The sequence below is a fragment of the Varibaculum sp. C0165D1 genome, assembly GCF_056590355.1.
The window spans coordinates 1-26678 of record NZ_JBWPVY010000004.1 but is presented as its reverse complement, the minus strand read 5'-3'; the positions used below and the strand labels follow the sequence as shown (position 1 = coordinate 26678).

General features: G+C 55.1%; 24 protein-coding genes. 3 read left to right on the top strand and 21 right to left on the bottom strand.

The annotated features are described in order from the left end of the window. Positions 1 to 26 precede the first annotated feature (26 nt). Positions 27 to 314 carry a hypothetical protein gene (locus AC1EKS_RS06535; protein ID WP_481008677.1) on the top strand — a complete coding sequence of 96 codons (288 nt, stop codon included), beginning with the start codon at positions 27 to 29 and terminating at the stop codon, positions 312 to 314. Here the strand turns inward: AC1EKS_RS06535 and AC1EKS_RS06530 are convergent. The 18 genes from AC1EKS_RS06530 to AC1EKS_RS06445 form a co-directional block, all read right to left on the bottom strand. Next, positions 311 to 1321, bottom strand: a complete 1011-nt coding sequence (locus AC1EKS_RS06530; RefSeq protein WP_481008678.1) for a polyprenyl synthetase family protein — start codon at positions 1319 to 1321, stop codon at positions 311 to 313. The two genes, AC1EKS_RS06535 and AC1EKS_RS06530, sit on opposite strands and share 4 nt — an antisense overlap. Next, positions 1318 to 2895 carry an NADH-quinone oxidoreductase subunit NuoN gene (nuoN, locus tag AC1EKS_RS06525; protein WP_481008703.1) on the bottom strand — a complete coding sequence of 526 codons (1578 nt, stop codon included), beginning with the start codon at positions 2893 to 2895 and terminating at the stop codon, positions 1318 to 1320. The genes AC1EKS_RS06530 and nuoN overlap by 4 nt, the downstream gene beginning before the upstream one ends. Positions 2896 to 2900: 5 nt before the next feature. Further along, positions 2901 to 4466 (bottom strand): NADH-quinone oxidoreductase subunit M, encoded by a 1566-nt coding sequence (locus AC1EKS_RS06520; RefSeq protein WP_481008679.1) that lies wholly within the window; start codon positions 4464 to 4466, stop codon positions 2901 to 2903. Between the two features lie 19 nt (positions 4467 to 4485). Next, positions 4486 to 6489 carry an NADH-quinone oxidoreductase subunit L gene (gene nuoL, locus AC1EKS_RS06515; RefSeq protein WP_481008680.1) on the bottom strand — a complete coding sequence of 668 codons (2004 nt, stop codon included), beginning with the start codon at positions 6487 to 6489 and terminating at the stop codon, positions 4486 to 4488. Positions 6490 to 6501: 12 nt separating this feature from the next. Beyond that, positions 6502 to 6801 (bottom strand): NADH-quinone oxidoreductase subunit NuoK, encoded by a 300-nt coding sequence (gene nuoK, locus AC1EKS_RS06510; protein WP_481008681.1) that lies wholly within the window; start codon positions 6799 to 6801, stop codon positions 6502 to 6504. Further along, positions 6801 to 7832 (bottom strand): NADH-quinone oxidoreductase subunit J, encoded by a 1032-nt coding sequence (locus tag AC1EKS_RS06505; RefSeq protein ID WP_481008682.1) that lies wholly within the window; start codon positions 7830 to 7832, stop codon positions 6801 to 6803. The genes nuoK and AC1EKS_RS06505 overlap by 1 nt, the downstream gene beginning before the upstream one ends. Further along, complete coding sequence (nuoI, locus tag AC1EKS_RS06500) at positions 7829 to 8482, bottom strand: NADH-quinone oxidoreductase subunit NuoI (RefSeq protein ID WP_481008683.1); 654 nt, start codon at positions 8480 to 8482, stop codon at positions 7829 to 7831. The genes AC1EKS_RS06505 and nuoI overlap by 4 nt, the downstream gene beginning before the upstream one ends. After that, positions 8475 to 9824 carry an NADH-quinone oxidoreductase subunit NuoH gene (nuoH, locus tag AC1EKS_RS06495; protein WP_481008684.1) on the bottom strand — a complete coding sequence of 450 codons (1350 nt, stop codon included), beginning with the start codon at positions 9822 to 9824 and terminating at the stop codon, positions 8475 to 8477. The genes nuoI and nuoH overlap by 8 nt, the downstream gene beginning before the upstream one ends. Beyond that, positions 9821 to 12424, bottom strand: a complete 2604-nt coding sequence (locus AC1EKS_RS06490) for an NADH-quinone oxidoreductase subunit G (RefSeq protein ID WP_481008685.1) — start codon at positions 12422 to 12424, stop codon at positions 9821 to 9823. The genes nuoH and AC1EKS_RS06490 overlap by 4 nt, the downstream gene beginning before the upstream one ends. After that, positions 12421 to 13734: an NADH-quinone oxidoreductase subunit NuoF gene (gene nuoF, locus AC1EKS_RS06485; RefSeq protein WP_481008686.1), complete on the bottom strand. Its 1314-nt coding sequence runs from the start codon at positions 13732 to 13734 to the stop codon at positions 12421 to 12423. The genes AC1EKS_RS06490 and nuoF overlap by 4 nt, the downstream gene beginning before the upstream one ends. Then, positions 13731 to 14525: an NADH-quinone oxidoreductase subunit NuoE gene (nuoE, locus tag AC1EKS_RS06480; RefSeq protein WP_481008687.1), complete on the bottom strand. Its 795-nt coding sequence runs from the start codon at positions 14523 to 14525 to the stop codon at positions 13731 to 13733. Before nuoE ends, nuoF begins: the two co-directional genes overlap by 4 nt. Then, complete coding sequence (locus AC1EKS_RS06475) at positions 14525 to 15895, bottom strand: NADH-quinone oxidoreductase subunit D (protein WP_481008688.1); 1371 nt, start codon at positions 15893 to 15895, stop codon at positions 14525 to 14527. Before AC1EKS_RS06475 ends, nuoE begins: the two co-directional genes overlap by 1 nt. Next, a complete protein-coding gene (locus AC1EKS_RS06470) occupies positions 15896 to 16648 on the bottom strand; it encodes an NADH-quinone oxidoreductase subunit C (protein ID WP_481008689.1) in 753 nt (250 codons plus the stop codon). Continuing rightward, entirely contained in the window at positions 16645 to 17205 is a 561-nt protein-coding gene (locus AC1EKS_RS06465) for an NADH-quinone oxidoreductase subunit B (RefSeq protein WP_481008690.1), read from the bottom strand. The genes AC1EKS_RS06470 and AC1EKS_RS06465 overlap by 4 nt, the downstream gene beginning before the upstream one ends. 14 nt (positions 17206 to 17219) lie before the next feature. Further along, positions 17220 to 17588 carry an NADH-quinone oxidoreductase subunit A gene (gene ndhC, locus AC1EKS_RS06460; RefSeq protein WP_481008691.1) on the bottom strand — a complete coding sequence of 123 codons (369 nt, stop codon included), beginning with the start codon at positions 17586 to 17588 and terminating at the stop codon, positions 17220 to 17222. A gap of 103 nt (positions 17589 to 17691) precedes the next feature. Next, the gene (locus AC1EKS_RS06455; RefSeq protein WP_481008692.1) at positions 17692 to 18981 is read right to left on the bottom strand and encodes a geranylgeranyl reductase family protein; all 1290 of its coding nucleotides are present in this window, start codon (positions 18979 to 18981) and stop codon (positions 17692 to 17694) included. Between the two features lie 288 nt (positions 18982 to 19269). Then, complete coding sequence (locus tag AC1EKS_RS06450; protein WP_481008693.1) at positions 19270 to 19986, bottom strand: class I SAM-dependent methyltransferase; 717 nt, start codon at positions 19984 to 19986, stop codon at positions 19270 to 19272. Between the two features lie 36 nt (positions 19987 to 20022). Continuing rightward, entirely contained in the window at positions 20023 to 20778 is a 756-nt protein-coding gene (locus AC1EKS_RS06445; RefSeq protein WP_481008694.1) for an HAD family hydrolase, read from the bottom strand. 74 nt (positions 20779 to 20852) lie between these two features. Here AC1EKS_RS06445 and AC1EKS_RS06440 point away from each other — a divergent pair, with 74 nt between their 5' ends. Further along, on the top strand, positions 20853 to 21572 hold the full coding sequence (locus AC1EKS_RS06440; RefSeq protein ID WP_481008695.1) for a histidine phosphatase family protein: 720 nt from the start codon (positions 20853 to 20855) through the stop codon (positions 21570 to 21572). Positions 21573 to 21659: 87 nt separating this feature from the next. On the opposite strand, the gene AC1EKS_RS06435 is transcribed toward AC1EKS_RS06440, so the two are convergent. The 3 genes from AC1EKS_RS06435 to AC1EKS_RS06425 form a co-directional block, all read right to left on the bottom strand. After that, positions 21660 to 22175 carry a PLD nuclease N-terminal domain-containing protein gene (locus AC1EKS_RS06435; RefSeq protein ID WP_481008696.1) on the bottom strand — a complete coding sequence of 172 codons (516 nt, stop codon included), beginning with the start codon at positions 22173 to 22175 and terminating at the stop codon, positions 21660 to 21662. A 36-nt stretch (positions 22176 to 22211) separates the two neighbouring features. After that, a complete protein-coding gene (locus tag AC1EKS_RS06430) occupies positions 22212 to 23102 on the bottom strand; it encodes a 1,4-dihydroxy-2-naphthoate polyprenyltransferase (RefSeq protein WP_481008697.1) in 891 nt (296 codons plus the stop codon). 90 nt (positions 23103 to 23192) lie between these two features. Continuing rightward, entirely contained in the window at positions 23193 to 24926 is a 1734-nt protein-coding gene (locus tag AC1EKS_RS06425; RefSeq protein ID WP_481008698.1) for an AMP-binding enzyme, read from the bottom strand. Positions 24927 to 25419: 493 nt separating this feature from the next. On the opposite strand from AC1EKS_RS06425, the gene AC1EKS_RS06420 reads away from it, so the two are divergent. Next, a partial coding sequence (locus AC1EKS_RS06420; protein WP_481010328.1) for an InlB B-repeat-containing protein occupies positions 25420 to 26678 on the top strand: 1259 nt, incomplete at its 3' end.

Here is a 26678-nt window from a genome sequence, read left to right as displayed (position 1 = left end):
TCAGGAGACTCAGAGAGAATCAACACATGAGCATTTTAATAACCATCGGTTTTGTCCTCTGCGGAGCCGGGCTGGTGTTCTTAGTTGCCCGGAATGTTGGAGCTTTGAATGCCCGCGACCGGGCTCGCAAAACCCACTTTGAACAAGAAATCGGCAGTGTTGAGAATTTATTGGCGTCCTCGCAGGCCGACCGGGATAAGTTACGTCAGATGCGGGACTCCGGACGTCTAGAGCGCTGGGACGCAATTAGGGACGTAATGCGGGAAGAGGGCGTACCGGAAGAAGTCGCTACGGAATTTATTGACCGTCTCTAGGCGATGCGATCAACCAAAGCATCGGCGAACTTTTCTAGGGCGGTCTTCACTTCGTTATCCTCCAACACGGAAATCGCCGCTTTCGCATCCTCGCACCAGGAAAATGCCAGTTTCCGGGTACGTTCCAGCGCCGAGTGTGCCCGTAACATCTTTACTACCCGCTCGAGAGCCGCGTCCTCGCTAACCAAAGTTCCCCGGCTGAGCTCGGCTAAAATCTTTTGGCCATCTTCATCGAGAACGCCCTGGGCCGCATCCTGGCGCAGCAGCAGAATCGGCATGGTGTCTACGCCCTCGCGCAAATCAGTTCCCGGAGTTTTCCCTGAATCTGCACTGTCTGAAGACAAATCGATTACATCGTCAGCCAGCTGGAAGGCTACTCCGATCTTTTCGCCGAACTGCACGACTGCCTGGGTAACTTCCTCAGGTGCCCCGGACAGTTCCGCCCCGAAGCGTGCCGACTGGGCCACCAACGAACCGGTCTTATCCGCCAGCACCTGGATATAGAACTCCACCGGATCTTGTCCCGTTTCTGGCCCGAAGGTTTCGTTCAGCTGCCCCCGGCACAGACGATCAAAAGTCACCGCGTGCTGTAAAACTGCCTGGGGCCCCAAAGAGGCAACCACTTGCGAAGCGCGCGCGAAAACTAAATCCCCGGCCAATACGGCCCGGTTATTGCCCCACACGCGCTGGACTGCGTTCACTCCGCGCCTAGTGGGAGCCGAGTCCATCACGTCATCATGGTACAAAGTAGCCAGATGGGTAAGCTCCACCACTAGACAGGCGCGCAGCACTTCCTCGGTAAGGGGGTGCTGACCCAGGTGCGAGCAAAGCAGCACCAAACCGGGACGCATCCTTTTTCCACCGGCTTTCGCCAAGTGTCCGACAATATCGTCAAGAACGCCACGGTCATCTGATAACACCTGACGCAGGCGGTCTTCCACCTGAATCAGGCCATCAGATATCCGATCTTCAAGCTGTTCGAGGGGCTGCTGGGACAAGTTACTCACGGGATAACAATAGCGGTATTTTGCAAAATAGTTAGCACTGATCCCGGGAAAAGCCCCAGCAGCACAGTTAAGAGGGCGCAAATCCCGATCGTTACATAGGTGATCTCGGCGTGCGGAGCTACCGTAGTATTTTCCGCCACCGGATCCAGGAACATAATCTTACCCAAGCGGAAATAGTAGAAGGCAGTAATCGCCGAGGCAATCACCGCACAAATAACCAGGGCGGTTGCTCCCCCTTGTAGACCAGCGCTAAAGGCTAGGAATTTACCCACGAACCCGGCAGTTAGCGGGATCCCGGCGAAAGATAGCAAGAACAGCATCATGCAGCCGGCCAGTACCGGATGAGTTTTCCCGAAACCAGCCCAGGCAGGCATCGAATGCTGCTCCGCCGTAGCGATCCCGTCCTCATCACTTACCCGCACCAGGTAGATAATCGCGAACGCTCCAATGGTGGCCACCCCATAGGTCAGCAGGTAGAACAGGACTGCCCCATTAGCGTTGAGCGCACCTTTGGTGAAGGCGATCAAAATGAAACCGGCATGCGCTATCGAAGAGTAGGCCAGCATCCGTTTGATGTTATCTTGCACCAGACCGAAGAAGGTGCCGACCGCCATCGTCAAAATGGCTACTGTCCACAAGAAGGGCTTAAAGTTCGCTTCGAATTGCACGACCACGGTAGAGAAGAAACGCAGCATCGCTAGGAAAGCCGCTGCTTTTACTCCCGCAGCCATAAAGCCAGTAACCGGGGTGGGCGCCCCTTGATACACATCCGGGGTCCAAGCGTGGAAGGGAGCCGCACCGATCTTGAAGAGCAGCCCCACCATCATCAAGGCAGCACCAGCCATCAGGAATACCGGGGACGCAACCCGGTAAGGAATCGCCAAGGCCAGTTGATCCAGCAGTAGCGACCCCGAGTATCCGTAAAGGAAGGACATACCCATCAGCATGAATCCGGAAGCAAACGCCCCGAGCACAAAATACTTAAGGGCGGCCTCTTGGCTGAGCAGGCGGCGGTAACGGGCCATGGCACTCATCGCATACAGGGGCAGAGAAATGATCTCTAGTGCCACAAACAAGGTGAGCATCGAGTTCGCCATGGGGAAGATCATCATTCCCCCCAGGGAGAATAAGCTCAGTGGCAGCACTTCACTACGCTGATAGCCGTGCCTCTCTGTCTGTTCTTCTTGAAAAGACCCGGGAATATCTGAGGGTTGTCCGGCGAATGCCGAAATGCGACTGCCAGTGCGATCAACCATCGGCAGCAGCGCCAGCAGTCCCACAATCAGCATCAGTAGCTGCGAGAACATCGAGAATCCATCCACGATTAGTTCTCCGCGCACTAAGCGCTGACCGCTTTGCAGATCGAAGGCCCCGAAAGAGGGCGCGAACGCCAAGAGGGCAACCGCAACTACTGCGATTGACCAGCCACATTGCACACTCCAACGTTGTTTTGCGGGCACGAATGCCTCTAGCAGAATCCCGATGACTGCCCCAAATAGCACCACCAGTACCGGAGCCAGCAGCGCCCAGTTAAAACCCAGCTCGCTGAAGTCATTAATCACGGTAGCGTTCAATAAGCTCACTTTCCGGTCCCTTCTACTTGTAAGGCCACATCCTGGGTGACATTCACCGCTTGGGCAACCTGTGACATCGGATCAACCAACGGTTGCGGATGCAAACCAATCACCAGCATCAGCACAATCAAAGGAGCGACAACTCCCCAGCGTTCCCGGTTATCCAGATCGCTAATGGATTTACGATGTTCGGGAGCCTTGCCAGTGAAAATCTTTTGGTAGGGCAAGAGTACGTAAACCGCGCCCGCAACTACGCCCACTAGGCAAAGCGCCGCCGCCCATTGATAGACCCGGAAGGTACCGATCAGTACCATCAGTTCCGGTACGAAACCGGATAGACCGGGCAGGGCGATGGCTGCCAAACCAGAGATCAGGAAAGTGCCGGCAATCAACGGGGTAACCCGCTGCATACCACCGTAGGCGTCGATTTCTTGGCTGTGTCCCCTCTCGGTGAGGAATCCGCCAATCAGGAACATACCGGCGATAGATAGCCCGTGCGCCACCATATAGACCATGGCACCAGCCAAAGCCACCGTGTTACCAACATAGATACCTAGCACCATCAGCCCAAAGTGGGCTACCGAAGTGAAGGAGATTAGACGCATTAGGTCCTTTTGCGCCAAAGCTGCCAGCGAACCCCAGATTACCGAGATCACCGCCAGAATAATGAATGTTAAAGCGGCACGACGGGAAGCATTCGGGAAGATAGTTAGGCACAAAGTGATCATGCCGAAGGTACCGATCTTGTCCAGGATTCCCACCAGGAGGGCGGAGGTGCCCGGACGCGCATTTTCGGCGGTATCTGCCAACCATGTATGCACCGGCACCATCGGTGCTTTGACCGCAAAGGCGATGAAGAAACTAATCATTAGCGCCATCTCTACCCCGGGACTAGCTTGCAGTTTTCCTGCCAAGTTTTCTAGGAGGAAGAGGCTGGCGTGCTGCTCGTGAGCTGCCGCGGCGAAAGGAGAATAAACGTAGATTCCCACGATTCCGATTAGCATTACGAGTCCGCCTACCAAGGAATATAGTAGGAACTTCATAGCAGCGGCTTTACGTTTCGCGCCGTTGCCGTAGCGCCCAATCAGGAAGAACATTGGCACCAGCATGGCTTCAAACGCCAGGTAGAAGACAAAGACGTCACGAGCGGCAAAAATCAGCATCATAAATGCCAGGGTGGCTAAGGTCAGACCCACATACCCGGCATCATCATACGGCTTTTCCTCGCCCTCTAGGTCACGTGCAGAAGCAATCAACACGATCAAAGTGAGCAGTGCGGACAGCACTAGCATCGCGAGTCCCAGGCCGTTGACCCCCAGCGCCCAGGAAACTCCCAAGGCGCGAATCCAGCTGTGGGTTTCCGCGAACTGGTAGGCGGCGGCTTGACTGTAGTCAAAGTTAAGCGCCAGATAGATGGTGCCTAACAGAACCAAAGCCGATACTGCTAGTCCGATCTGTCGCGCGGCAATCCGCGTAGGCTTAATCAGCCACAGAGCCAGTGCTGCCAGTGCCGGCAGTACTACCAGCAGCGTTAGCACCGGGAAAGTTGAGTTCAGGATTGTGATTCCCATTTATTTATTCCTCCTGCCCCTAAACCAATTGGCTTCCGACAACTAGAACCAGGGCTAAAAGCACTCCGCCCAAAATGTAGCTGGCGTATGCCCGGATATACCCGTTTTGCACATGACTGACCGCGCGGCCAAAGGCCTGAGCGCACCAGGCGATACCGCGAACGATGCCGTCAATAACCCCTCGGTCAGCGCCCCCCACTCCGACAGTGAGCAACTGCGCCGGTAGCATGGCGACCGACTCATTAATGGTGTCCTGATAAAGATCAACTCGAGCTGCTTCCACCAGGGCGTTAGAAGCGGGAGCAACTTTCGGCACCGGCCTGCGAACGTACATGATGAATGCCAAGGCCAAACCGCAAAGTACCAAGACCAAGGTGATTATTGAAATCAGATTGTGCGAGATAATCGGGTGATGGGATGCCATCATCGCCCCCTGAGTACCAGTAACCGGTTCTAACCAATCGTTGAATTTATCGGTGAATCCCAGCACCATCCCCATAGCCACCGAAAATACTGACAGCACTACGATCGGCCCGTTCATCAGCCAAGAAGCTTCATGCGGATGTACCTCACTGCCACCATCAAGTTCGCTGGTCCACCGTTTTTGTCCATGGAAAATCATGAAAAACAGTCGCGACATATAGAACGAGGTGATTCCGGCGCCAATCATGGCGACCAATCCAAAGATCCAAGCCCCCGTGGTCCCGAAGGCTATCTCGTTAAAGGCAGCGGCGATAATAGGTTCCTTGGAGAAGAAGCCCGAGAACGGGGGAATCCCCAAGATAGCCAGCCAGGCAATCCCGAAGCAGATCCAGGAAATCTTCATTACCCCTCGCAAGGCACCGAAGCGGCGGATATCGACCTGCTCGTTCATGGCGTGCATTACCGAACCGGCACCCAGGAACAACTGGGCTTTAAAAAAGCCGTGTACGAACAGGTGGAAAATGGCTAGTGTCCAACCGATGGGACCCAGACCCGCGCCCAGCATCATGTACCCAATCTGGGACATAGTGGAGGCGGCCAGCACCTTCTTCATATCGTCCTTGGCGCAACCGACAATCGCTCCGAACAGTAAGGTGATCGCCCCGACGATGGCTACGCATAGTTGTGCGGTCGGGGAGGCCACGAAGATATCACCGGAACGCACAATCAAGTAGACACCGGCGGTAACCATGGTAGCCGCGTGGATTAGCGCCGACACCGGAGTAGGACCGGCCATGGCGTCTCCCAGCCAGGCTTGCAGCGGGAACTGAGCGGATTTACCACAGGCCGCCAGCAGCAAGAATAGGCCGATAGCGGTGGCCCATCCAGCGCTCATTTTTCCGCCGGAATGTGAAGCTCCCAGCACTTCCACAAACTTCATGGACGAGAACTGGGCGTACATGGCCATCATCGCGAGCAGCAGTCCCAGGTCGCCAACCCGGTTCATCACGAAGGCTTTCTTGGCGGCTACCGCATTGGGCAGTTCGTGGTTCCAGAAACCAATCAAGAGGTAGGATGCCAGGCCGACGCCTTCCCAACCGAAGAACAAAGCCACATAGGAATCCGAGAGCACCAAGGTGAGCATCGAAGCCACGAAGAAGTTCAGGTAGGCGAAGAAACGTCGCCGGTCCGGATCGTGTTCCATGTAGGCCACCGAGTAAACGTGGATTAGGGATCCGACGAAGGTCACCAGCAGCACGAAAGTCATCGAAAGCGGATCTAGCAGAAGATTCCAGGAAAGCTCCACCACGTCATTTTCGCTACCGGCCTTAAACCAGGTAAACACCGGAGCTAGAATAGATCTTTCTGCTGGTGCCTGCCCGATCATTTGGCAGAAAATAATAAAGCCGATCAGGAAAGAACTCCAGGAGGCAGCAACTGCCAACCAGTGTCCCCATTTATCGGTTACGCGGCCACATACCAACAGCAGCCCCGACACCGCCAGCGGTATCGCTACCATCAGCCAGGCGTAGGAGGCCAGTCCGGTAGCCGCCACATTAGCCATTTGCTCTGTCTCGGCGCTTAACAAGAACGAGTTCATTATTTATACCCCCTAGCGTCCCATCAAACGCACTTCATCGACCGAGGTCGAGCGCCGCGTCCTAAATATCGAGACGATGATCGCCAGGCCCACCACCACTTCTGCAGCGGCTACCACCATAACGAAGAAGGCCATCACTTGCCCTTCAATGTTTTGATGCATATTTGAGAAAGTCACCAGCAGCAAGTTGCAGGAGTTTAGCATCAGCTCCACTCCCATCAGGGCGATTACCGCTGAATGGCGGGTCAATACGATTACTGCCCCAATAAAGAAGAGGATTACTGCCAATACAAGATATGAAGTCAAAGACATTATTCACTGACCTCCGTTTCTGGGGTATCCGGGTTGGCCTCTAGCGAGGATTCGTTAGGGGGAGCTCCCTCAATTTGGGGCGTAATCACCCGGGTCTTGGGGGCGTTCAAGCCGCTAGGAGCATCCTGGCCGTCCATTCCCCAGGCTCCCGATTTACCGACCGCTTGCGAGGCCGCTGTCGAATGTACGCCCTGCGTGGGATTACCACCCAGATCAGCACGAATCTTTTCCACCAGGTGCGGAGCGGCTTCGCCCAGGGAGCGATCAGCGTTGCGGGCGCGCAGCGCCGGGGAAACCGAGGCGGTAATCGCACGCTGATCCTCACCGGAGATATTGGGTGCATCAGCCGCGTTGGTGGTCTGATAGACACCGGCGATTGGTTGTTGCCCGGGGTGAACTCCCCGCTTGGCATAATCTTCCATCCGCGCCTGCGCCGTTTCCGGCTGCTTAAACAGCTTGTGAAGCCGGTCGCCGTGTGTGAGCGAAACCGCCGCGACTACCGCGATAATCAGCAGGCAGCCAATAACTTCCATAGTGTAAATATGCTCGGTGAATAGGCTCATCGCAATCTTAACCGGATTCGAGTCGGTAGAACCTTGAGGAGCAGCGGTAGGCATCTCCGGCACCAGCCCAAACTTGGGCAGATAGGATTTAACCAGCGCTATAGCCACTAAGGCAGCTCCAAAAGCGCCGGCGCAGATTGCGCTCCAACGCAAGAAACGCCGGGTACGCAAATAGTTATCCGAGGCAGCAACCCCCACCATCATGATGATGAACAATATCAAGGTCATGACGGCGCCGGTATATACCACTACCTGCACGACTCCGATAAAGTAGGCTCCTTGCGAGGCATACATCATTGCTAGGCAGAGCATTACCCCCACCATGCAGACCGCAGAGTGTACTGCAGTCCGGCAAAATAGTATGCCCAACGCCAGCGCCACCATAATTACTGCGGTGACCCAGAAAAATACGGTTTGCCCCGTACTAAAATCTGTGGCTGCCGCTGCGGCTTGGGCTAGCAATATCATTGCTGAACCTCCTTAACCCCCGACTGCTTAAGGGTCGGGTCGTCTGGACGGTGTTCGGAGACCCAATCGCGTTGCGCTGGGGTCACTCCGGTCACCTTTCCTCGGTAATAGTCACCATCGGTGGTTCCTTCCACCATAGGATGCGGGGCTGCCAGCATCCCGTCCTCGAGAGGAGCCAGGATCTGATCTTTTTCGTAAATCATGGTTTCGCGATGGTAATCCGCCATCTCGAAATCGTTACTCATAGTCAGCGCCCGGGTAGGACAAGCCTCAATGCACATTCCACAGAAGATGCAGCGCAAATAGTTGATTTGATAGGTCTTGCCATAACGTTCACCCGGAGAATACTGCGCCTCGGGAGTATTGGCGGCGGCCTCTACATAGATAGCGTCCGCGGGACATGCCCAAGCACACAGCTCGCATCCAATGCATTTTTCTAAACCATCGGGATAGTGGTTCAGCTGGTGGCGTCCGTGAAAACGCGGCTGCACATGCGGCGCCTCATAGGGGTATTGCTCGGTTACCGTGGGACGGAAGAAAGAACGAAAAGTAACCCCGAATCCGGCTACGGGAGCAAAAAACTCGCCCAGCGCACCCTTTTCATCCGGCTCAAAGCTCATATCTTCCCGGGTGGGATTGCGTTTACTCATTAGATTCCCCTTCTTTGACTACCAGGTGATCTTCCCTGGCACTCGTACGCACTAGGGCGCGTGGACTGGGAGGCAAGACTTGTCCCGGCAGCGGCGGCACCGGGTATCCCCCTTTGAACGCATCAAAAGGCTCACTGGCTTCCGCTTCTTTTCGTGCTTGTTTCTCCAAGGCCTTTCGATCCGCCTTACCGCCAGTTATCCAAATAATAATCAGGGCGACCACAAAGACTGCAGCAATCGCAATCATTCTTTGCGAAATACTGCCGATTCCATAGACACTGACTACCCGCATGACTACCACGATCACCATCCAGGCGATTGATACCGGCAACAACACTTTCCAGCCCAGCATCATCAACTGGTCATAGCGCACCCGCAGCAAAGTACCGCGTACCCAAATCATGAACCACATGACTGCCCAGACTTTGATTCCGAACCATAGGAACGGCCACAGCCCACTGTTGAGCGCGCCTCCCAGGATTGCGTCCCCACCGGGGAAGCGCCAGCCTCCCAGGAACAGGGTTACGCAGATACCGGATACGTTAAACATATTGATGTATTCCGCGAGGTAGAACCAGGCGAACTTCATCGAAGAGTACTCGGTCATATGGCCCGCAACGATCTCGCCTTCACATTCGGGCAGGTCGAACGGCAAGCGGTTAACTTCGCCCATCATCGAGATTACGTAGATTACGAACGCCGGGAAGAGGGCGACGCACCACCACATGGGACTTTGGGCAGCCACAATCTCGGAGGTTTTCATGGAACCGGAAACTACGAACACGGAGACGAGGGACATCCCCATTGCCAGTTCGTAGCTGATCACTTGGGCGGCGGATCGGGTCGCACCATAAAGCGGCAGGTGCCCGTTCGAGGCCCAGCCACCCAAGATAATGCCGTAGACCCCCATACCGGCAACTGCCAGCATATAAAGCACCGCCACATTAGAGTCGGTCAGCTGCAAGGGGGTGGAGAAGCTGCCGATATGCAAGTCGGGACCGAAAGGAATCACCGCGTAAATGCAGAAGGCACAAGCGGCGGTGATAATCGGTGCCATCAGGTAAAGCACCTTATCTACGTGCCGTTTGAAAATATCCTCTTTGGTCAGGAGCTTAACGGCATCAGCTAACGCCTGGAAAAGGCCTAGCGGACCGTGAACATTCGGTCCCGGTCGGGTCTGAATCCGCCCCAGGCCGCGCCGTTCAACCCATAGGGCCATGATCACGCTGACAATCAGCCACGCCACGATGAATACCGCCTTAATCAGGGTTATCCACCAGGTGTCATTGCTGAAATCAGCGGCGCCAGTACTATTTGCGCTTAGCAGGATTGCTGTATTCACTGCTGCACCTCCGCATTGGGCTCCAACTGGACTAAGGCGCCACTGGTGACGCCCAAAGATTCATGCACGTGAGAGTGGGTTGAACATTCAGGAACCCAAACCACGCGCTGTGGCATATCGGTCAGCACCACGGGGAGCTGGATGCTTCCCTGATCTGTTTTCAGGTTTACCGCGCCACCGGCACTGATACCAAACTCTTTCGCCGTTTCCGGGCTGATGCGGGCGAAAGAGGCACGCCCGGATGCTTGCATATCGGGCGCACCCACTTGCAAGAGTCCCTCATCAATCAGAGTCTTATGGCAGCTAAGCACCACTTGGCCGCTTCCCGGAGTAAGCAGTTCTGCCGGGTTAACCGGTTCAAAAGCTATCCGCTTACCGTCCCAATCAAGTAGCTCATTAGCTTGCGCATAAAGCGCCTTTAGAGAATCAATCCCGAGTTCGCAGCCCATTCCCTGAGCTAGTTTGTTCAGCACTTCCCAATCGGGCATATCTTGAGAAACCAAGGCTTGCCCAAAGGGGCGCAGGCGGCCTTCCCAGTTAATAAAGGTGCCCGGCTTTTCAGAAACCGGGGCTACCGGGAAGACTACGTCGGCTGCCTGGGCAGCGGGTGTCAGGTTGACCTCGAGCGAGATTACGAAGGAGGCCGCATCTAGGGCTTTGCGCGCTAGCTCCTGGTCTGGCAGGTCACGCAGGTCTAGGCCGCCAAGCACCAGGGCAGAAAGTTCCCCGGAGCAGGCTCCCTCCAAAATCTGGTGGGCATCGCGCCCCGGCGTATTCGGGAGTTTCGCCCCCCAAGCAGCCGCTAGATCGCTGCGGGCTTCCGCGTCGCGCGCGTCCCGTCCGAAGGGCAGCAGTCCCGGCAACAAACCGGCTTCTACTCCCCCACGTTCCCCGCTACGGCGGGGAATCCAGGCCAAGCGCGCTCCGGTGCGAGCCGCTAAATCATTAACTACGCTGAGCAGTCCGGGCACGGTTCCGGCGCGTTCACCGACTACGATTACTGCGCCCTCGCCCTGTAGACCCTCAAAAACGGCTCCGAAATCTCCATCGGCATCCGCTTTAACATTGGCTACTACTTCCGGTTCGGTACCCGGCGCCGCTGCCAGCACGGTCGCTGCAGTCTTCAGGGAGGAGGGCGAGGCGAAGGGAGCCACGGTGGCCACCTTTACGTTTCCGCCGCGCACCCCTTTACGTAGCCGCAGGAACACCGCGCCACATTCGTCCTCGGGCTCAAGGCCCACCAAAAGTATTTGACCAGCTTTTTCAAGGTCAGAGTAGGTGACCGGCATTCCGGCACCGGCAAAATAGGCACCTAAGAATGTTTCTTCTTCCCGACCGGCCACGCGCGTGCGCTGGTCGATATCGTTAGTTCCGCAAACCACTCGGGCGAACTTGGACCAGGTGTAGGCGTCCTCAAAAGTTAGCCTGCCTCCGGGCAAGAAGCCAACTTTGCCTTTCCCGGCAGCCGCCAATCCTTTAGCAGCGCGGTCAAACGCATCCGACCAGGAGGTAGGAACCAGTTTGCCGTCCTCACGCACCAACGGAGTTTTAATCCGCGTGGGCTGGAACTGCCACTGATAAGCGAAACGATCTTTATCGGTGATCCACTCTTCGTTGACTTCTAAATCTTTTTGCGCGAGACGCCGGGTAACTACCCCGCGGCGAATATCGGTGCGCAGAGCCGAACCGGAAGCATCCTGCTCGGTGACCCCCCGGTTAGAAACCAAATCGAAAGGACGAGCCCGGAAGCGATAGCGTTTAGAAGTTAGCGCCCCCACCGGGCAAATCTGAATAATGTTCCCGGAGAAGTAAGAGCTAAACAGCCTGCCTGCCTGGTCTTTCTCATCTGCACCGGCGCCTACGGCAGCCGGAGAAGAAAGCGGGGCAGGTTTGCCGTGGGAATCGGAAAGCGCCTGGGCATCGGGACCGAGGCGAAGAGTCGGCTGGGAACCATCAGAATCGGAAATCCCCATGATTTCCTGATCAAATGCACCTACGTTTTCACCCATGAAATGGTGGTCGTCGCGCGGAGAAGAACCGCCGCCACGCCCTTGTAAGGCGATAAAACAGTCACCGGCGATCTGGTTAGCGAACCGTACGCAACGCTGACAAAGCACGCAGCGTTCCCGGTCAATCAGAATCTGGCTAGTTAGCTCTACCGGCTTGGGCCACAGCCGCTTTTCATCGTTAAAGCGAGTCTGAACGGTGCCGTGGCTCATGGCTTGGTTTTGCAGCGGGCATTCCCCGCCTTTGTCACAAATCGGACAATCCAAGGGGTGGTTAATCAGCAGGAACTCGGTGATTCCATGTTGGGCTTTCTCTGCCACCTCCGAAGTCGCGGCAGTTTTGATCTCCATCCCCGCCATCGCGGTCATAGTGCAGGCCGGTTGGGGTTTGGGCATCGGACGCACCACGCCATCGCGCCCCGGCATCGCTACCTCCACCAGGCATTGGCGACAAGCACCTGCCGGATCTAGCAGCGGATGGTCACAGAACCGCGGAATATGAATCCCCAGTTTCTCGGCTGCGCGGATTAACAGCGTGCCCTTGGCAACCTCGATATCCTGGCCGTCAATATTGATTTGGACTTGCTCACTCACAGGGCGCCTCCTTCATTAAAAACCTCCGAGGCAGCGGGCGGGAAGGCCTCCCACCAGGGAGTCGTATATCCGGCCTCGAACTCTTCGCGGAACTTTTCGATTCCGCTGCGCACCGGGGTGGCCGCCGCGTCACCGAGGGCGCAGAAGCTACGTCCGGCGATGTTTCCGGCAATATCGCAAAGCAAATCCACATCGCCCTCTTGACCTTTGCCGGCCTCTAGGCGGTGCAGTATCTGCTTCATCCAATAGGTGCCTTCACGACAGGGGGTGCATTTACCACAAGATTCATGCTGGTAAAAGTCATTCCAACGACTAATCACCCGCACCACGGAAGTGGTTTCATCGAATACCTGTAGGGCGCGAGTAGCCAACATGGAACCGGCCGATGCTACGTCCTCGTAGGTGAAGGGAACATCCAGGTCGGCTTCGGTGAATAGCGGAGTAGAGGACCCGCCGGGGGTATAGAACTTCAGGGCGTGACCGCCTCGAATCCCGCCGGAATACTCCAGCAGTTCCCGCATAGTAATCCCAAACGGTGCTTCATAAAGACCGGGGTGTTTAACGTGACCAGACAGATTAAACATCCCGTATCCTAGGGATTTTTCTTTACCCATCGAGGCATACCATTCCGCGGAATTGCGGAACACCGTGGATACTTGGGCAATGGTTTCAGCGTTATTGATTACGGTGGGACGCGCATAGAGCCCCTTGACCGCCGGGAAAGGCGGTTTCAGACGGGGGTGTCCCCGCTTGCCTTCCAAAGAATCCAAAAGCGCAGTTTCTTCCCCGCAGATATAAGCACCGGCTCCGGCGTGGGCAATCAGTTTCAGATCGCCCAGCAACCCGGCGTCCTCCGCCTCTTTAATCGCCACTAATAGCCGGTTATAGGCGTGAACAACTTCGCCGCGAATATAGATAAAAGCATGATCGCAACCGATAGCTAAGCAGGTGATCGCCACCCCTTCGATAACCGCGTGGGGATTGGCCAAAATCATCGGGATATCTTTACAGGTACCCGGCTCAGACTCATCGCAGTTCACGGTCAGGTAACGCGGACCGCCATCATCGGGGGGCAGGAACGACCATTTCAGAGCGGTACCGAAACCGGCACCGCCGCGTCCGCGCACTCCCGCTTGCTTGACTGCATCGAGAATCTGCGCGGGTTCCATTTGCTTGGCTTTTTCGAGCCCCGCGTAGCCACCAGTCTTCTGGTAGGCCTTTAGGGTCCAACTTTCCGGTTCCCGATACTGTTTAGTAACAATCGGGGTCAGCGGAACCCGGCGGATTTCAGACTTGTTGTTTTCGCTCACTTGTCCGTCTCCTTGTGCTCAGCAGAGGAGTGTTCCTTGCCTACCGGCTCTTTTCCAGCCTGATTGGCATCCGCGCCCGACTCCCCTTCACTGGCCTGGGCAGCTTCAGATTTTTCAAACTGCTTCGGATCGGGGGCTTCCATCCCTTTTTCTGCGGCGACTTTTAGCCCCCACAAACTGGCGGGACCAGCCGCCACGCCCTGGTTGGCAGTCTCGGGATCGGGGAATCCGGCCAAAATCCGGCTGGCCTCCTTAAAGGTAGGTGCCGCATCGGATCCTCGCGTGGGATGTACCGGTTTTCCGGCTTTGATATCGCGTACTAACTGCACGGCAGATTCGGGAGTCTGGTTGTCGAAGAACTCCCAGTTGACCATGACTACCGGCGCATAATCGCAGCCAGCGTTACATTCCAGCGCTTCCAGCGTGATCTTGCCATCGGGGGTGGTTTCATCATTTCCGACCTCTAGTTCTTTTTCTAGGGTTTCCATGATGGTATCTCCACCGAGGACCGCGCACAGGGCGTTAGTACAAACTCCCACGGTATATTCACCGTTGGGGTGGCGTTTGAACTGAGTGTAGAAGGTGGCGACCGCGCTAACTTCGGCGCGCTGACAGTTAAGAATGTCGGCGATTAGTCCGATGCCATTAGCGGTGACATATCCGTCGATGCTTTGTGCCAGGTGCAGCAGCGGAATCATGGCGCTGCGTTCATGCCCCTCGGGGTAGCGGGCAATGATTTCCGCTGCTTCTTCCCGGAATTTTTGCTCGACCTCGGGATCGTAGAAACTCATTAGCGATCAACACCTCCCAGGACGGGATCCACGCTGGCCAGCGCCACAATCAGGTCAGAGATTGTGCCGCCTTGCGCCAGCAGGGATAAGGATTGCAGGTTAGCAAAGCTGGGGTCACGGAAGTGCGCCCGATAGGGGCGAGTACCGCCATCGGAGACTACGTGAACTCCCATAATGCCTTTGGCATGTTCGACCAGTTGCGTTGCTTGGCCGACCGGAGCCCTAAAACCTTCGGTTACCAGCTTAAAGTGCTGGATTAGGGATTCCATGGAGTCCCCCATGATTTCTTTGATGTGTTCAGGGGAGTTCCCCTGACCATCGGTACCTACGCTTAGCTGCGCCGGCCATTTAATCTGCGGGTCTAAGATCATTACCGGCTCGCCCTCGGTCTCATCGAGACGATCTAGCACCTGGTAGATGATCTTCATGGACTCGTAACATTCATCGAAGCGAACCACCGTACGGTTATAGGCGTCGGATTGATCGGTGACGGGAACATCGAAATCAAAGTTTTCGTAGCCGCAGTAGGGCTGCATCTTCCGCATATCTAGGGGATAGCCCGCGGCTCTAACTGACGGGCCGGTCATAGACATCGCCATATGGCCAGATAGCGGCAAAACCGCCACGTCACAAAAACGAGCCTTAAAGATCGGGTTCTGCAAGGTGAGGTCTTGCAGCTCGTTAATATCGCGGCGAATCTTGGGTAACTGGTCGCGAATATATTCGGTGCACCCGGGCGGCAGATCTTGTACCACCCCGCCGGGGCGGATATAGGCGTGGTTCATGCGCAAGCCGGTTATTTGTTCAAATACCCGCAGGATTTCTTCGCGCCCTCTAAACCCGATGGTCATCATGGTGGTAGCGCCCATTTCGTTACCGCCGGTAGCAATCGCCACCACATGCGAGGTAATCCGGTTTAGCTCCATCATTAGGATGCGAATCAGGTTTGCCCGCTCCGGAATTTCAGCGGTTTTCTTCAGGACTTTTTCTACTGCCAGGCAGTAGGCGACTTCTTGGAAGAAAGGAGCCACGTAGTCCATGCGGGTGCAGTAGGTAACGCCCTGTGTCCAGGTGCGATACTCCATGTTCTTTTCGATGCCGGTATGCAGATAGCCGGTACCGACCCGCACATCGCGAATATATTCTCCGTCGAGTTCGGCGATCAGGCGCAACACCCCGTGAGTGGAAGGGTGAACGGGCCCGATATTCATCACGATGCGTTCGTTCGCCAGCTTTTCGACCTCGGAAGCCATTTCTTCCCAGTCCCCGCCGTGCAAATCATATTGCGGGGTGTCCTCGGTAATTAGATTGTCGAGGGCGGGACCGGCGGCTCTAACCAGCGGGCTGTTTTTTTCGTCAGTGTATTTCATTTAGCTGTATGACCTCCGCGAATCGGCGGGCGGGACTGTCGCGCCCTTAAATTGCACCGGAATACCGCCTAGCGGATAGTCTTTCCGCTGAGGGTGTCCTACCCAGTCATCGGGTAGAGCAGTTCTAGTCAGTCCGGGGTGACCGGTAAAGATAATCCCCATCAAATCCCAGGTTTCCCGCTCCCACCAGTCATTTCCCGGATAAGTGGAAACTATCGAAGGAATACGCGGATCTTCTTCCGGGCAGGTGACTTCTAGGCGCAGCTGCCGGTTATGGGTTGCCGAATAAAGCATATACACGGCGTGCAGTTCGCGACCTTTATCATGCGGATAGTGCACCCCGTTTACCCCGATACATAGTTCAAAGCGCAGGTCTTGGTCGTCACGCAGCCAGCGAGCAACCTGGGGTAGATGCTCGCGGGCAATGAAAATGGTTAGTTCATCGTTGTCGACCACCACCCGGTCAATCACCTGTGCCACTTCCAGGTCGACGTTTTGAATCAGTTCTTCCAGGATGTCCACGACTTCGTCAAACCAGGAGCCGTAAGGACGGGCGCTTTCACCGGGCATCTGCCGCTCAATCTGGATTTCCGTAAAGCCGGTGGTGTCGCCATCATCATGTACCCCGAACAGACCGTGGCGGGTACCAAAATCAGAGCCGGCAGTAAAACCGCGAGGAGCGGTTACTTCTACTGCTACTGGCCCGTCCTCAACATCGGAATGGAGGACTACCGTCTTGTCGTCTTCGCTCACGCCAACAGTCCTTTCATCTGGGAGGTAGGAGTCGCTTCCAAAGCAGCTTTCTCGGCTTTACGGGCGATCTCTAACCGTTGTTTTTGAGTGATGGGGGTGCGGTAATGAATCTGATCCCACAGCACCATAATCGCGTGTATCAGGGCTTCTGGCCGCGGGGGGCATCCAGGCAGATAGACATCTACCGGAACCACGTGGTCGCAGCCTTGCACCACCGCATAGTTGTTGAATACCCCGCCCGAGGACGCGCAAGCCCCCATAGAAATAACCCACTTGGGTTCAGGCATAGCGTCGTAGGCGTTACGAATAATCGGCGCCATCTTCCAGGAAACGCGCCCGGACACGATCATCAGATCGGCGTGACGGGGAGAGGCACGGAATACTTCCATACCGAAACGGGAAATATCAAAACGCGGAGTGCCGGTAGCCATCATCTCGATAGCACAGCAGGCCAGACCCATAGTTACCGGCCAAACACTAGCTTTACGGTTTAGCCCCATAAACTTGTCTAGGCTGGTGAGCGCTACTCCTGCCGGCAGCTCATTATCAAAAGACATGCTTTACCTCTCTCTTAATAGTCCAGTCCGCCGCGGCGCCACTCATAGATATAGGGCACCAGCACTAACACGATAAACAGCAGGATGTCGATCAACACCGGAATAGCCATCACGCGACCGAAGTGACCGATCGAGACCGCGAAGGGATAAAGGAACACCATTTCTACGTCAAACACAATGAACGTCATCGCGATTAGGTAGTACTTAATCGGGAAACGTCCGCGCGCGTCCTCGTGAACATTGGGGGCCACCCCGCATTCGTAAGTAGCCAGCTTGGTGCGGCCCTTGCGATTCGGGCTGAGAGCTGCGGACATCGCCAGACCGCCTACGGCCAGCACAATCGCTACCGCGCCCATAATTAACAGTGATGCCGATGGACTCATTTGGCCTCCACATCCTTTTTGTCCGCTCCGCCAGCGATGGCGCAGCAACTGCTGTAGTTTCCGGTTTGTTTCCGGTTTGGTTGTTCTTTCTGACCGATGTACTTCATGACGGTACTACCACCTTAGTCAGAATTTGTAGCACCTTATCGGAGGCTACTCCGCCGCGGCGTTCATAACCATCAGAAAGCATTTTATGGACAAATCGCATCAGCGCCGGTTTATCCAACCCGTATTTGGTGCAGGCATGCATAATTTTGGGATTTTCAATCAGTCGCACGAAAACGCGCCCCAGACTGTAATAGCCACCGTATTGATCTTGCAGGTCGCGGGGATATTCGCGCAAAGCGAGTTCAGCTTGGGCGCTGGAGGTACGCCCCAGAGCCTGCACCAAAGCAGCCGCGGCGCGCCTGCCCGCAAACATTGCCGGGGCAATTCCTTCGCCATTAAAAGGAGATACCATTCCGGCGGCGTCTCCGACCAAAAGTAGCCCATTTTCGTAAGCCGGTTTGCGATTAAATGCCATCGGCAAGGGGGCAGAACGCAGGGAGCCAAGCATATTTTCTTCGCACAATCCCCATTCTTCCGGCAGATTCGCTACCCAGCGGTGGAATATTTCTTTATAGGGAAGCTTGGTGGATTGGGCTCCCGAAGATACTGATCCCAGTCCCACGTTTACAATTCCCTCGCCCATCGGGAACAACCAGCCGTAACCAGGAAGCAGATTTGATTTTCCGGGCTTGCCATCCCACAGCTCTAGATGCGATTCCATCATGGTTTCGTTGCCACGGGGAGAATGGAAATAGGCACGCGCCGCCACTGCCAGCGGGCGATTCTTGAGGGGGGTACGCCCTTGCCGAGAAGCTAAGCGCCCGTTCGCCCCGGTGCAGTCCACTACGTACTGGGCGTAAAAACTAATCTGCGATTTTTGGCGGGTTTCCCGGTCGCGCTGGATGGCGCTAACCCCCCGGGCATAGCCGTCGCCATCGGTGAGCAAGTCCTGTACCACGGTGTTTTCCTGTAGCCGGGCACCCGCCGCCACTGCCTGCTGAATTAAACGCTGGTCTAGTTTTTTACGTTGGCAGGTAAGTCCATAGGAAGGAAGAGCACCTTGATTTGGCCACGGCAGCGTGATCCGGTGTCCCCCGCCGATAACGCTCAAGCCGTGGTTTATTTGCCAACCTTCTGCCAAGGGGTTGATTCCCATCGCCAGGATTTCTTTAACTGCCCCCGGGGTTAACCCGTCTCCACAGATTTTGTCGCGGGGGAAAGTTGCTTTTTCGATTACCAGGACGTCTATGCCAGATTTAGCGAGGTGATAGGCGGCAGCAGCGCCCGCAGGGCCGGCACCCACAACCAGCACTTGGCAGTGATTGTCTGCAAGCTGATCCGCCATGCCTGGACGCCCCTCCCTTACTGGTCGTTAGTTCTTGCCACAGTCGCTACCTCGGCAAGTAAAACGAGGTTTTTTAGGCACCTTCCTCGCGCCTGTTTCAGGCTAACTTGCTTTTATACTTGTCTAAAGTCACAGCGGTTTATGCTGGCAGGCACAGAATCTCGGGACTTTAGTCCACCTAAATCGCTTAGCGATTAAGAAAGGTTTTTCTTACTTAATTCCAAATGGCTTTAAGAAAATCACTGAAACTTTCCGGCCCCAGCTACCTACTCTGGTCACCGGAAGCGCCTAAACATCCTCTTTAAAGGCCCGGTGAATCGCCACTGTTCCCAAGGTGAGATTGCGATAGGAAACCTCGCCCCAACCATTTTCTTGGATTAGGTGACCCAAAGTCTCTTGGTCGGGCCAATCCAAAATGGAATCAAACAGGTAGGTGTAAGCATCCGAATCTGAAGAGACCAGGCGACCGGCGGTGGGCAAAACATTGCGCATATAAAGTTCATAAAGCCGGGCGATCTGCGGGGAGGGCGGGGTAGAGAACTCCATAATCGCCAACTTGCCCCCCGGCTTGGTTACCCGCGCGAGTTCCCGCAGTGCCTTAGCGGGATCGTGCATGTTTCTAAACCCAAACGAACAGGTGACAGTATCGAAAGCCTCATCAGCAAAGGGTAAATCGTGGGCGTCACCGACAACGAAGTTCAATTCCCGGTGACGCTTCTGCCCTTCCGCAACCATGCCTGCCGAGAAATCACAGCAAGTAACCTCGGCTCCTGCCCGGTAAAAACCGAGCGAGGAAGTACCGGTGCCAGCGGCAATATCCAGGATTTTTTGCCCGGGACGGGGAGAGACCACCTGCTGCAGGCAACGCCTCCAAATCCGGTGCTGTCCGAAAGTCATTACGTCATTAGTCAGGTCATAACGGGCTGCCACCTGGTCAAACATCCCAGAAACTTCTTCTGGTTGCTTATCTAAACCAGCAGCTGCCGGCGGATTATTTTCGCTCAAAATAGCTCCTTCAAACTAGGGCACCTGTCAGGTTACTCAGAAACTCCGCCCCAATCCAACCAGGTTAAACCCGCGCCGCCTCGCCTTGGCCCTTTGCAGGGCCCTACTGATCCGGGAGCGCCGCCGAAAATCGATCACCGGCCATCCGCGCTGGAAGGCGCGTACCCGCAACCAAATATCGGGATTGATTGCCGAAGGCTTGCCCACCAGGGTAAGTAGGGGCATATCGTTATCAGAATCCGAATAGGCGAAGCAGGAAGCGAGGTCATAGCCACGCTCTCCCGCCAGCGCCACCACGCGGTTCCGTTTACCTTGAGCGTGCATAAGTTCAGAGGCTAATCGAGCCTCGTAAACTCCATCCTTCACCGCGATTTCCGTGCCAATACCCCCGGTTAGTCCTAAGCGCTTGGCCAACATCTGGGGAAGTTCCGAGGGCGCGGCGGAAATCAACCAAATATCGTGACCGGCTGCCTGATGTCGTTTGATTAGACCCTGCGCCTGGGGAAACAGTTTCTTCTCTAGGAGGTCACACACCTGTTGGGAAATTGCCATGATTTCCTGACGAGAATGCCCCGCCATCACCTGCAAGGCCCGGTTTTTTACCTGCTCAACCCGTTTTTGGTCTTCTCCTAGCACCACATATAAGAATGCTTGGCGGGCGGCAAAGAACAGGTCGCGAATCCCAAAAAATCGGTGCCGAAAAAGTTCCCGGGTCAAGATCCAGGAACTAGCTCCCCGAATAACGGTTTCGTCAAGATCAAAGAAGGCCGCTACCTTCGGTTTTCCGCTCACGCCTCTACCCTACCTAGCTAAGGCCCGGGCTTGCACCTGGCCGAGACAAAACCGGGTTTGTTAATGTGGAGAATATGCAGAAACTGACCACTATTCATTTGATGCGCCACGGAGAAGTAGATAATCCCGACGGGGTTCTCTACGGTCGCCTCCCCGGCTATCACCTAACCGAGCTGGGTAAGCAAATGGCGCAGATGAGTGCGGACTACCTACTGGAAAAGGGCGCCCATTTAGAGGCTATAGTTTCCTCTCCCCTAGAGCGCGCAGTAGAGTCGGCAACTCCTGCCTCCGAGCTATTCGATTTGCCCATTCACACCGACAAACGCCTCTTAGAGTCGATGAATATGTTCGAGGGCGAAGTGGTCAACGGTAACCGCGCCGCCCTTTTCCACCCGCGCAACTGGCCGCGTTACCGCAACGTTTTTCGTCCTTCCTGGTGCGAGCCCTATGCGGTGCAAGCCAGCCGAGTTACCGAGGCGGTGCGTTCGGCTTTGCATCTGCCGATTCAAGATCCTTCCCGCCTGGGACGCTCCACTGACGGCTCGTCGATTCGCGAAATTTTGTTAGTTTCCCACCAGTTGCCGATCTGGTCTTTCCGGCTATTTGTGGAAGGTCGCCCGCTGGCGCATATTCCTACTCGGCGGCAGTGCGCCCTAGCTTCGCTGACTTCCCTAACTTTCTTGGGTAACACCCTGATTAGTTTGGATTATTGCGAACCGGCCGCCCCGCTCCTAGCGCAGGCTTCCGATATGGTGCCGGGCACTTCCGCCGCCGCCTTAAATCAAGGGCACTAATAGCCCTGCTAGCTGAAACGCTAAAGATTTTTACCTGAGAACGCTCCCATCAGGGCGCTTAGCTTGACTCACACAAGCTAAAGCGCTTTAGCTTTGAGAAGCAGGGTTTTCCGGAGGGTTCGCGTCCGGATTTGCTTCGCCCTCGCCGGCGTCCCCTCCGGAGTTGTTTTGGTCTTCTCTCGCGGCATCTTCCCCGCTAGCATTTTCCTGGTTCTTAGCGGCGCGCCGCTTGGCTTCTTCCTCTGCCTCCCGCGCCAGCCGCTCCCGTCGCATCTTTGCCTCTAACGAGAACAAGAAATCGGGATTATCGTCGGGAGCCTGCGGTATCTCCGCTTCCTTCCGCTGGGGACTGGGGCTGCTTCCTCGTAAAATCTCTAGCGGATTGCGAGGAATCTCTACCCGACCATCAGGACTTTCGGCTTTGCTCGCCCAGGAAATCACGATCCAGGCTAAGGGGCCAAAAACCGGCAACACGATAATGATCAAGAGCCAAAAGGCACGGGGCAGACGCCCGGGTAAATCCGATTTATCCGTGCGCAAGCAATCTACTAGCGCATATACCGCTAACAGAATCTGTATCAGAGCAATACCTACCGCGACCATGTTTCCAGCCTAGCAACTATCGACTTTTCGGCCTGTCTATAAACCCTGCAAAGCCCACTCTACGGCGATGGCGAGGCCGTATCCCAAGGTGATTTGCCCCACCTGCTTCAAGGTTTTTATTAGCTCTTTTCCGCGCGCTCCCTGCAATACTTTCATCATCGGAAAGCTCGCCCAAAATGCCACAGCCAGCCCAAACACCAGAGCTTCCCAACGAACACTAAAGGAAAGTACCCCCAGTACTAAGGCGGCATATAGATAGCAGGCAAACAGGTAACGCGAGCCCTTATCCCCTAACTTCACCGCTAGCGTATTTTTGCCACTCTGCTCATCGCCGGGAATATCGCGCAAATTGTTGATCAGCAGCAAGGCACACGACAGCAATCCGATACCGCTGGCGGCGGTCCAGGTGCGCCAAGGCAACATATGGGCCTGTACCCAAATCGTTCCCTGTACTGCCAACAGGCCGAAGAAGGCAAACACCATCACTTCGGATACTCCCGGCAGATAGCCGTAAGGATGCTTGCCTCCGGTATAAAACCAGGCTGCCAAGGCGGCCAGTACTCCCAAGCCGATCAGACCGTAGCTACCTGCCCAGATGCATAGGGCGATTCCGCAGATTCCCGCAAACGCATAACAGCTGAGCGCGGCCACTAGCACTGTGCGGGGAGCCGCCAAACCTGCGCCGGTCAGGCGCTGGGGACCTACCCGTTTTCCTTGGGCATCGGTGCCCCGAATCCCGTCGGAATAATCATTAGAAAAATTCACTCCTACCTGGAAGAATAAGGCGACCAACAGTGCCAATGCTGACTTTCCTGCTGATGCTTGTCCCAGTCCAATCGCCCCGCCAATCCCCATAATCACCGGCGCCAGGGACGCGGGTAAAGTTTTAGGGCGGGCAGCTTCGATCCACTGCGAACCAGTTGCCATTACGACACCAGCCCCCTTTTTGCTAAGTGTTGCTTTGCTTCTTATTAATGCGTTTACTAACTGCTCGGCGGCGCCTATTTTGGCGATAACTTAACGAATCCAGGCTTCTCCGGCTGCTATCCGGCGCGCAGCCAACTCTCGGCAGGCCGCTCTATCAAAGTTACCTTGCAGGTCAGTTGGGATTTTATCTACCAGGACGAGGGCGCGGGGGGCGTGCGCCCGATCCAGTTGCCCGGTCACCAGGGAACGTACCAACATCGCCAAATCCGTCGATGGCTCAGATTCATCCTCGGTGGGAACAGTAGATTTGTGGTACTGGTCGCCACCGTCCAAACGGTTGCGCCGCACCGGAATCTCCGTAGCCGCGATTTCCATCTCTTCTAGATCTCCGTCCAGGTCTTCTGGCAATCCCACCGCAGGTAAAGGCGGAGTATCCGGGGCGGGGAAGACGATTTCCCCCTCCGCGTTGGGGTTAGCGGTTCCCCGCGCCACCTCATAAATTCCCGCCGGCAGTTCCCCGGTTTCTGCGGCCGCAACCACATCTACATCAGCTCCCCGAATTTTGGCGGCCATCGCGGCCATCGCGGCCTCCAAAGGAGTTAGCTGGGCAGAGGTATCCTCTTCCTCCGTGGGAGGAAGCCCGGCCATTTTGCGTACTTTCTGAGAATCAACTTTCAGGGCGGGAAGCTGCGAAACCGCGGATTGAACTTCGGGTTTTACTTCCAAATTATGCTGGGGATTGAGCAGTTCCTCGGCAACATCGGAGGCCGGTTTAATTACCGCGGTCACCAGGGATCCCCACTTGGGATCGGGTACTCCCACCACTACTACTTGTTCCACCTGCGGCAAATCCCGGATAACTCGCTCTACCAGGGAGGCTTGGATATGGACTCCCGCGGTAGCTATCACGTCCCGGGCTTTCCCATCTACTATCAGACGCGGCCCGCGCATATGACCAGCATCTTTAGCTCGCATCCAGCGCCTGCGTCCGCGAGAGATAAACTCTACCGTTCCGGGTTTGCCCAGATAACCGACCATCATACAGATTCCAGAGAGCCAAATCCGATCCCCGATAGTGGCTACATGAACGCCGGCAACCGGTTTCCCATCCAAAACGCACAGTCCGCACGATTCGGGAATCCCGTAGCCTTGAATGATCTCCATTCCTGCTTCTTTAGCTGCCCGTCCCAGATGATCGTGAGCGGTTAGCCCGGTTACTATCAGTACCGAAACCGCCTGCAAAGCAGTCCGCTGCGAAGGAGGAATCTCTAGTAACTGCGCAAGCTGCTCCTTAGAAATCTGCATATAGATAGGGGCCTGATCTTTTTCGCTGCGGTCTTTCGCGCGTTCCACGGCCCGCACGATATCGACAGCGTTGGCGGGCCGAGTTTTGGCGGCAATTATCGGAGGAATATTGACCGCGATTGCCCGGGCCAGAGTCATAATCCCATCAATCCCGGTGACAGGAGCAGTAAGGATCCAGCGTCCCGGCCGTCCCACCGCCGAATTGACTGCTTCTGCCATAGTTTTGATGCTGAGCAGCGAGTAACAAATAACTGCGCCGCCCCCCGGAGCTGACAAGGCCAGGACAGCTGATTCCGGGAGCTTCCGGCGTCGGGTTTCGTAGTCATCGAGACCAGTGGGGTGGCCAGCACTCTTAGGAAAGGGAAAAAGCACCTGTCGTTTGTTCAGAGGGGAACGACGAAGATTTGGTGGTAAATCTTGTAAATCTCCCATTTGTTTAGCTAGCGCAGAAAGCAATGTAGAGACATCTGCCGAGGAGTCAGCTATCGGCAAATAATAAAAAGGAGAAAAAATTTCCATCGCGACTTCCTGAAAGTAAAGTAATCTCGAAAGCTATTCTAGCTTGTCACGCGCCTAGAGTTCTTAAAATTTCGTAACCTACCAGACGGCTAAAGCTGCAGTCTGTAGGAAAATATGATCTGTGACACATAAAAAAGATTAGGTTTCTTCCATCTTTTTGTTATACTTAGGGAGGCCGGTCGCTCCGGCTACTTTAGGGGAACGTGTGTCAAGATAACCCCTAAACGATAAACCTGGAGTCGGTTCCACATAAGCGCAGGAGGGAGCGCGTGGAACCGGCTCTAGGCATTTAAAAGCTATTTTCTGGTTTTAACTGCGATTTTAGTTGTTTAGTCTTAGTTTTAATATACCCCTGGATGCCCTCCCCCGGACATGAAACAATGTGATTGTCCTGTTTCTGGCGTTTTGAGTTCGCTGGGGACGTTTTTAGCTTAACTGTGATGAGAGGATGATGGTGATGTCTACCGTGGGACGCCGATTTTTTGGGGGGATAGTGGCTGTTTTAGCTGGGCTGGCGCTGGCGTTCCAGTTCCCTACCTCCGCCTATGCCGCTGATGTGGATATCGACGCTACTAACTTCCCAGACGCTACTTTTCGTTCTTACGTAGCTTACGAGTTTGACACTAATGAAGATGGCGCCTTACAACAGGATGAGCTAGATGCCGTCGAAGAAATCGCAGTGCAGCCGTGGAGTTCATCGTTTTCTTTACCCGAAGTCAAGAGCTTGCAAGGCGTGGAGTACTTCGCCAACCTGAAATCTCTTTCTGTAGGGAGAGGTCGGTTGTCGCATGTAGATTTGTCGAAGAATCTCAAACTACGGTATCTTGATTTAGCTTTTAATCAGTTGTCGTCTCTTGATTTGTCCGCGAACACTGCACTGGAAGAGCTTTGGTTAACAGATAGTGGGTTGTCGTCTCTTGATTTGCCCGCGAGCACTGCGCTGCGGATTCTTCAGTTAGAAAAAAATCAGTTGACGTCTATCGATTTGTCGGGCAACCCCGCCCTGCGGACTCTTAATTTAGACGATAATCAGTTGACGGCTATTGACTTGTCAGCCAACACCGAACTGCAGGATCTTGATTTATACAATAATCAGTTGACGGCTATTGACTTGTCAGCCAACACCTTGCTTGATATGCCCAGTTTAGGCGATAAAACGTATGGTGGGCAGAAACGGACGGTGATTCTTCCTGGGGGGTCTCGACTGGTGCCTGTGAATCAGTTGTCGGCTGGTTTTGATGCGGGTAAGGTGATCGACCTAAAAGGCGCTGCTATCGTTAATGGCCGGTTGAAGGTTAATGAGGGCGTCGATACAGTGACCTATTCTTACCAGAGTAGCTTCGCTGGGGTTCACGCGAATGACCCAGATAAGTTACCCACTGAGTTCACCCAGATGTTAGTTACCCTGAAAATTAACGAGCGTTATACCGTGAGTTTTGATATGGGCGGTCATGGTGACTATATTGCTGACCAAAGTGTTGACAAGGGCAAGCTGGCGACCGCTCCGACAGCTCCCTCTGCTGAAGGCTGGGAGTTCAAAGGTTGGTTTACGGATGATACCTTCGCTACCCCGTTTGATTTCACGGCACCTATCAATGCTGATGTGATCGTGTACGCGAAGTGGGAGAAAAAGAGTAATACCGTGAGTTTTGATATGGGCGGTCATGGTGACCAGATTGCTGACCAAAGTGTTGACAAGGGCAAGCTGGCGACCGCTCCGACAGCTCCCTCTGCTGAAGGCTGGGAGTTCAA

Excerpts from the sequence above, each read along its gene's own strand:
- AC1EKS_RS06535 (WP_481008677.1), top strand. The coding sequence starts at position 27 with ATGAGCATTTTAATAACCATCGGTTTTGTCCTCTGCGGAGCCGGGCTG.
- AC1EKS_RS06520 (WP_481008679.1), bottom strand. The coding sequence starts at position 4,466 with ATGGGAATCACAATCCTGAACTCAACTTTCCCGGTGCTAACGCTGCTG.
- nuoL (WP_481008680.1), bottom strand. The coding sequence starts at position 6,489 with ATGAACTCGTTCTTGTTAAGCGCCGAGACAGAGCAAATGGCTAATGTG.
- nuoK (WP_481008681.1), bottom strand. The coding sequence starts at position 6,801 with ATGTCTTTGACTTCATATCTTGTATTGGCAGTAATCCTCTTCTTTATT.
- AC1EKS_RS06505 (WP_481008682.1), bottom strand. The coding sequence starts at position 7,832 with ATGATATTGCTAGCCCAAGCCGCAGCGGCAGCCACAGATTTTAGTACG.
- nuoI (WP_481008683.1), bottom strand. The coding sequence starts at position 8,482 with ATGAGTAAACGCAATCCCACCCGGGAAGATATGAGCTTTGAGCCGGAT.
- nuoE (WP_481008687.1), bottom strand. The coding sequence starts at position 14,525 with ATGAGTTTCTACGATCCCGAGGTCGAGCAAAAATTCCGGGAAGAAGCA.
- AC1EKS_RS06475 (WP_481008688.1), bottom strand. The coding sequence starts at position 15,895 with ATGAAATACACTGACGAAAAAAACAGCCCGCTGGTTAGAGCCGCCGGT.
- AC1EKS_RS06465 (WP_481008690.1), bottom strand. The coding sequence starts at position 17,205 with ATGTCTTTTGATAATGAGCTGCCGGCAGGAGTAGCGCTCACCAGCCTA.
- ndhC (WP_481008691.1), bottom strand. The coding sequence starts at position 17,588 with ATGAGTCCATCGGCATCACTGTTAATTATGGGCGCGGTAGCGATTGTG.
- AC1EKS_RS06455 (WP_481008692.1), bottom strand. The coding sequence starts at position 18,981 with ATGGCGGATCAGCTTGCAGACAATCACTGCCAAGTGCTGGTTGTGGGT.
- AC1EKS_RS06440 (WP_481008695.1), top strand. The coding sequence starts at position 20,853 with ATGCAGAAACTGACCACTATTCATTTGATGCGCCACGGAGAAGTAGAT.
- AC1EKS_RS06435 (WP_481008696.1), bottom strand. The coding sequence starts at position 22,175 with ATGGTCGCGGTAGGTATTGCTCTGATACAGATTCTGTTAGCGGTATAT.
- AC1EKS_RS06430 (WP_481008697.1), bottom strand. The coding sequence starts at position 23,102 with ATGGCAACTGGTTCGCAGTGGATCGAAGCTGCCCGCCCTAAAACTTTA.
- AC1EKS_RS06425 (WP_481008698.1), bottom strand. The coding sequence starts at position 24,926 with ATGGAAATTTTTTCTCCTTTTTATTATTTGCCGATAGCTGACTCCTCG.